This is a genomic window from Streptomyces sp. CNQ085, from assembly GCF_022614595.1.
GTDB lineage: Bacteria > Actinomycetota > Actinomycetes > Streptomycetales > Streptomycetaceae > Streptomyces.
On sequence record NZ_JAJFAU010000221.1, the window covers coordinates 1 to 5,371 of the forward strand.

At 76.7% G+C, this 5,371-nt stretch carries 5 protein-coding genes and 1 pseudogene; all 6 read left to right on the forward strand.

The genetic code is table 11. The annotated features are described in order from the left end of the window. Positions 1 to 665, forward strand: a 665-nt coding sequence (locus LJ221_RS23125; RefSeq protein ID WP_374228542.1) for a D-glycero-alpha-D-manno-heptose-1,7-bisphosphate 7-phosphatase, incomplete at its 5' end; no start/stop codon positions are given. Further along, positions 662 to 1,711 carry a glycosyltransferase family 9 protein gene (locus tag LJ221_RS23130; protein WP_241718649.1) on the forward strand — a complete coding sequence of 350 codons (1,050 nt, stop codon included), beginning with the start codon at positions 662 to 664 and terminating at the stop codon, positions 1,709 to 1,711. The genes LJ221_RS23125 and LJ221_RS23130, both read left to right, overlap by 4 nt. After that, on the forward strand, positions 1,708 to 2,673 hold the full coding sequence (locus tag LJ221_RS23135; RefSeq protein WP_241718650.1) for a glycosyltransferase: 966 nt from the start codon (positions 1,708 to 1,710) through the stop codon (positions 2,671 to 2,673). The genes LJ221_RS23130 and LJ221_RS23135 overlap by 4 nt, the downstream gene beginning before the upstream one ends. Further along, entirely contained in the window at positions 2,670 to 3,890 is a 1,221-nt protein-coding gene (locus LJ221_RS23140) for a glycosyltransferase (protein WP_241718651.1), read from the forward strand. Before LJ221_RS23135 ends, LJ221_RS23140 begins: the two co-directional genes overlap by 4 nt. After that, complete coding sequence (locus LJ221_RS23145) at positions 3,887 to 4,618, forward strand: SIS domain-containing protein (protein ID WP_241718652.1); 732 nt, start codon at positions 3,887 to 3,889, stop codon at positions 4,616 to 4,618. Before LJ221_RS23140 ends, LJ221_RS23145 begins: the two co-directional genes overlap by 4 nt. A 4-nt stretch (positions 4,619 to 4,622) precedes the next feature. Then, a pseudogene (locus LJ221_RS23150) lies at positions 4,623 to 5,371 on the forward strand (hypothetical protein); the annotation flags it as partial.

The following is a 5,371-nucleotide window of genomic DNA, read 5'->3' on the forward strand; positions in this document are numbered from 1 at the left end:
CCCCGGAAGCCGGGCCCGGCCGCGGGCGGCGGCGGGAGCACGGCATGACGGCGGTGCGCGCGGTGCTCCTCGACCGGGACGGGACCCTCGTGAAGGACGTCCCCTACAACGGCGACCCCGCGCTGGTGCGCCCCGTGCCGGGCGCCGCCGAGGCGATGGCGCTGCTGCGCTCGCGCGGTGTGCCGACCGCGGTGGTCACCAACCAGTCCGGCATCGCGCGCGGTCTGATCGGCTGGGACGACATGGGCCGGGTGCACGCCCGGATCGACGAGCTGCTGGGCCCGTTCCACGCCTGGGCCGTCTGCCCGCACGGCCCGGACGACGGCTGCGCCTGCCGCAAGCCCGCCCCCGCCCTGGTGCTGGACGCGGCCCGGCGGCTGGGCGCGGCCCCCGCCGAGTGCGTGGTGATCGGGGACATCGGATCCGATGTGGACGCCGCGCGGGCCGCCGGCGCCCGCGCCGTCCTCGTGCCCACCCCCGTGACCCTTCCGCAGGAGGTGCGGGAGGCGCCCGCGGTCGCCCCCGACCTGCTCACGGCGGTGCGCACGGCGCTGGACGGGCCGTGGCCCGGCCCCGCCCGCTCCGGGGCTCGCGCGCTCGTGAGCACCGCCGCCCACGCGGCCGCCCGCACCGCCATCCGCACCGCCGTCCGGAGGCCGTCATGAGAGCACTCGTCGCACGTCTGGACAGCTTCGGGGACGTGCTGCTGGCAGGTCCGGCGGTACGGGCCGTGGCCGCGCGCGCCGACCGTGTGACGCTGCTGTGCGGCCCGCGCGGCGCGCCCGCCGGGCGGATGCTGCCCGGGGTGGACGAGGTCGTCGTCTGGGACGCCCCCTGGGTGGGTCTCGACCCGCCGCCCACCGGGCGGGACGGGGTCGAGGAGGCCGTGGAGCTGATCGCCGGGCGGAGCTGCGACACCGCCCTGATCCTGGCCTCGGCCCACCAGAGCCCTCTGCCGACCGCCCTGGTGCTGCGGATGGCGGGTGTGTCCCGGATCGCCGCCGACAGCGTCCACTACCCCGGCTCGCTGCTGGATGTCCGCCACCGGCGCGACGAGCACGCGCACGAGGCGGAGGCCGCCCTGGCACTGGCCGAGGCGGCCGGCTTCCCCCTGCCCGAGGGCGACGACGGACGGCTGCGGGTGCTGCCGCCGCCCGGGGCGGAGGAGCTGGCCGGGCCGCCGGGCTACGTCGTACTGCACCCGGGCGCGAGCGTGCCCGCCCGCCGCTGGAGTCCGAGGCTGTCGGCCGAGGCCGCCCTGGCACTGGCGGAGGCCGGGCACCGAGTGGTGGTCACCGGCGTGCCCGAGGAGCGCGAGCTGACCTCGTACGTGGCCGGCAGCGCGGGACTGGATCTGGGCGGGCGCACCTCGCCCGCCCAGCTGGCCGGGGTGCTGGCGGGCGCGGCGGCCGTGGTCACCGGGAACACCGGCCCGGCCCATCTGGCCGCCGCCGTGGGCGCGCCGGTGGTCTCGCTCTTCTCGCCGGTCGTCCCGGCCGAGCGCTGGGCCCCCTTCCGCGTGCCCCTGGTGCTGCTGGGCGACCAGCGGGCCCCGTGCGCGGGGACCAGGGCCCGCGCCTGTCCCGTCCCCGGGCACCCCTGTCTGGACCGCGTGACGTCCCAGGACGTGGTCACCGCCGTGGAGAAGGCCGCCGCCGAGGGCGGCCGGCAGAGCACAGCCGCCGAAGGCGGCCGGGAGGGCACCGCATGAGGATCCTGCTGTGGCACGTGCACGGCTCCTGGACCACCTCGTTCGTCCAGGGCCCGCACACCTATCTGGTGCCCGTCACCCCCGACCGGGGCCCCGACGGGCTCGGCCGCGCCCTCACCTTCGACTGGCCGGACGGCGTGGTGGAGCTGACGCCGAAGGAACTGCGGGAGACGGATGTCGACCTGGTGGTGCTCCAGCGCCCCCACGAGCTCGGTCTCGCCGAGCAGTGGCTGGGCGGCCGGCTGCCGGGCCGCGACGTGCCGGCCGTCTACCTGGAGCACAACGCGCCGGACGGCAACGTGCCCGACACCCGTCACCCGATGGCCGGGCAGCCGGGCCTGCCCATCGTCCACGTCACCCACTTCAACCGGCTGTTCTGGGACTGCGGCCCCTCTCCCACCACCGTCGTCGAGCACGGCGTCGTCGACCCCGGGCCGCTGTACACCGGCGATCTGGAGCGGGCGGCGGTGGTGGTCAACGAGCCGCTGCGCCGGGGCCGCACCACCGGCACCGATCTGCTGCCGCGCTTCGCCGGTGCCGCGCCGCTGGACGTCTTCGGGATGCGGACGCGGGGACTGGCCGGGCGGCTCGGCGTTCCGGAGGAGCGCTGCCGCTCCCACGAACTCCCCCAGCGGGAGCTGCACCGGGCCATGGCCCGGCGGCGGGTGTACGTGCACCCGGTCCGCTGGACCTCGCTCGGCCTGTCCCTGCTGGAGGCCATGCACCTGGGCATGCCCGTGGTCGCGCTGGACACCACCGAGGCGTCCGCGGCCGTGCCCGGGGAGGCCGGGGTGCTCTCCAACCGGCTCGATGTCCTGACCGACGCCGTCCGCGGTTTCCTCGCCGACCCGGCGTACGCGCGCCACATCGGCGAACAGGCGCGTACGGCCGCACTGGCCCGTTACGGGCTGCCGCGCTTCCTGGACGACTGGGAACGGCTGATCAAGGAGGTGGCCCGATGAGGATCGCCATGGTGTCCGAGCACGCGAGTCCGCTCGCCGCGCTCGGCGGCCCCGACGCCGGGGGCCAGAACGTGTACGTCGCACAACTGTCGAAGGAACTGGCGCGGCGCGGCCACCAGGTCACCGTCCACACCCGCCGGGACTCCCCCGAGCCGCCCGACCGGGTGCCGCTGGCGCCGGGGGTGACCGTCGAGCACGTGTCGGCCGGGCCACCCCGGCCGGTGCCCAAGGACGACCTGCTGCCGCACATGACCGCCTTCGGCGAACATCTGGCGCGCCGCTGGTCGGCCCGGCGGCCGGACGTGGCGCACGCGCACTTCTGGATGTCGGGCACGGCCGCGCTGCTCGGCGCGAGGGGCCCGGACGTCCCGGTCGTGCAGACCTTCCACGCGCTGGGCAGCGTCAAGCGGCGCCATCAGGGCGCGGACGACACCAGCCCGCCCGAGCGGATCGTGGTGGAGCGGCGGATCGGCCGCGAGTGCGCCCGCATCCTGGCGACCTGCGCCGACGAGGTGTTCGAGCTGGCCGTGACGGGTGTGCCGCCGGAGCGGACGTCGGTGGTGCCGTGCGGTGTGGACACCCTGGAGTTCAGCCCGGCGGACCCGGCCGGACGAGGCGCCCGCCGTGACGGTCCGCACCGGCTGCTGGCGATCGGACGCCTGGTACCGCGCAAGGGCTTCGACCAGGCGATCACGGCGCTGGCACAGGTCCCCGGCGCGGAGCTGCTGATCGCCGGCGGGCCCGGGCCCGCGCTGCTGGAGACCGACCCCGAGGCGGTACGGCTGCGGCGGCTGGCCGGTGAGCTGGGAGTGGCGGACCGGGTGCGGCTGCTGGGCGCCGTGCCGCACGAGCGGATGCCCGACCTGATCCGCGGCGCCGACCTGGTGCTGTCCACGCCGCGCTACGAGCCGTTCGGCATCGTCCCGCTGGAGGCGATGGCCTGCGGGGTGCCGATCGTGGCCACCGGCGTCGGCGGCCATCTGGACTCGGTCGCCGACCGGGTCACCGGGCGGCTGGTGCCACCGGGCGATCCCGGCGCGCTCGCCCGCGCCGTCAACGAACTGGCCGGCTCCCCCGAACTGCTGCGCCGCTACGGTGAGGCCGGTCGTGAGCGCGTCCTGGCCCGCTTCTCCTGGGAGCGGGTCGCCGACGGAGCCGAGCAGGTGTACGCCCAGGTGGTCGCGCGCCACCGCGTTCCGACGGGGGCGACCCGATGACAACACCGGGGACCACCGCGAGGAGCGGCTCCAAGTCAGCTGCCAAATCCGCCGCCGGGGCCGCCGGGAACGGCGCGAAGGTCCGGCGCACCCGGACAGCCCCGCCCCCGGCCCCCGCCCCGGCGACGGGGCCGGTCGCCGGTCACTGCGACGAACTGCTGCGCGCCCTGACGCCCTTCCGCGACCAGGCCGGCACCGCCCAGAGCTGGGGCGAGCGCCTGGCACGGGTGCTGGCCGGCGGCGGACGGCTGCTGGCGGCCGGGAACGGCGGCAGCGCCGCCCAGGCCCAGCATCTGACGGCCGAGTTGGTAGGCCGCTACCGCGACGACCGCCCGCCCTTCTCCGCCATCGCCCTGCACGCCGACACCTCCTCCACCACCGCGATCGCCAACGACTACGGCGTGGACGAGGTGTTCGCCCGGCAGGTGCGGGCGCACGGGCGCGAGGGCGATGTGCTGGTGCTGCTGTCGACCAGCGGCGCCAGTGCCAACCTGCTGTCGGCCGCCGAGGCCGGGCGCGAGGCGGGGATGTCGGTGTGGGCGCTGACCGGGCCCGCGCCCAACCCGCTGGCGGCGGGCAGCGACGAGTCGCTGTGCGTACGGGCGGGCTCCACCGCGACGGTGCAGGAGCTCCATCTGGTGACGGTGCACATGGTGTGCGCCGCGTTCGACGCCGCCCTGGAGGGCGTCCTGGAAGGGAGGAGCGCGGACGATGCCGCCGACGCCTGACCGGATGCCCGGTCCGCTGTACGGCCCGGCGACCGGCGCCCCCGCCTCGCCGCGCGGGGTCGCCGCACCGCTGGTCGTGGTCGGCGACGCCCTGCTCGACCGCGATCTGGCCGGCCGCGCGGACCGCCTGGCCCCGGACGCCCCGGTACCGGTTCTGGAGGACTGCGAGGAGCGGCTGCGCCCGGGCGGCGCCGCCCTGGCCGCCTACGTGGCGGCGCTCGGCGGCCGCCCGGTCACCCTGGTGACCGCTCTGGGGGAGGACCCGGCCAGCGTGCGGCTGCGCGAACTGCTGGCCCCCTGGGTGTCGGTGGCCGCGCTGCCCCTGGGGGGCGCCCTGTCGGAGAAGACGAGGGTGCTGGCCGGGGGCCGTCCGGTGGTCCGGATGGACCGGGGCAACGGCAGAGCTCTGTCCGGCGGGGATTCCGGCGGAGGCGGGGCCGTGCCCGGGGAGGTCCGCGCGGCGATCGCCTCGGCCCGGGCCCTGCTGGTCTCCGACTACGGCCGGGGCACGGCGGACGCCGTACGCGGGCTGCTGGCGGAGCGGGCCGCCCGGGCGCCCCTGGTGTGGGACCCGCATCCGCGCGGCCGCGAGCCGGTCCCCGGCGCGCGGCTGGTGACCCCGACAGCGGAGGAGGCCCGGCGGGACATTATTCGGTATATCGAGTTCTGGTATAATCGCAAGCGTCTTCACTCGGCGATCGGTTATCGCCCGCCACGAGAAGCGCACGCCGAGCATGAACGACTCCGCCTCGC

Bases quoted from the DNA above. Each gene is read 5' to 3' on its own strand.
- LJ221_RS23130 (WP_241718649.1), top strand. From the start codon at position 662: ATGAGAGCACTCGTCGCACGTCTGGACAGCTTCGGGGACGTGCTGCTG.
- LJ221_RS23135 (WP_241718650.1), top strand. From the start codon at position 1,708: ATGAGGATCCTGCTGTGGCACGTGCACGGCTCCTGGACCACCTCGTTC.
- LJ221_RS23140 (WP_241718651.1), top strand. From the start codon at position 2,670: ATGAGGATCGCCATGGTGTCCGAGCACGCGAGTCCGCTCGCCGCGCTC.
- LJ221_RS23145 (WP_241718652.1), top strand. From the start codon at position 3,887: ATGACAACACCGGGGACCACCGCGAGGAGCGGCTCCAAGTCAGCTGCC.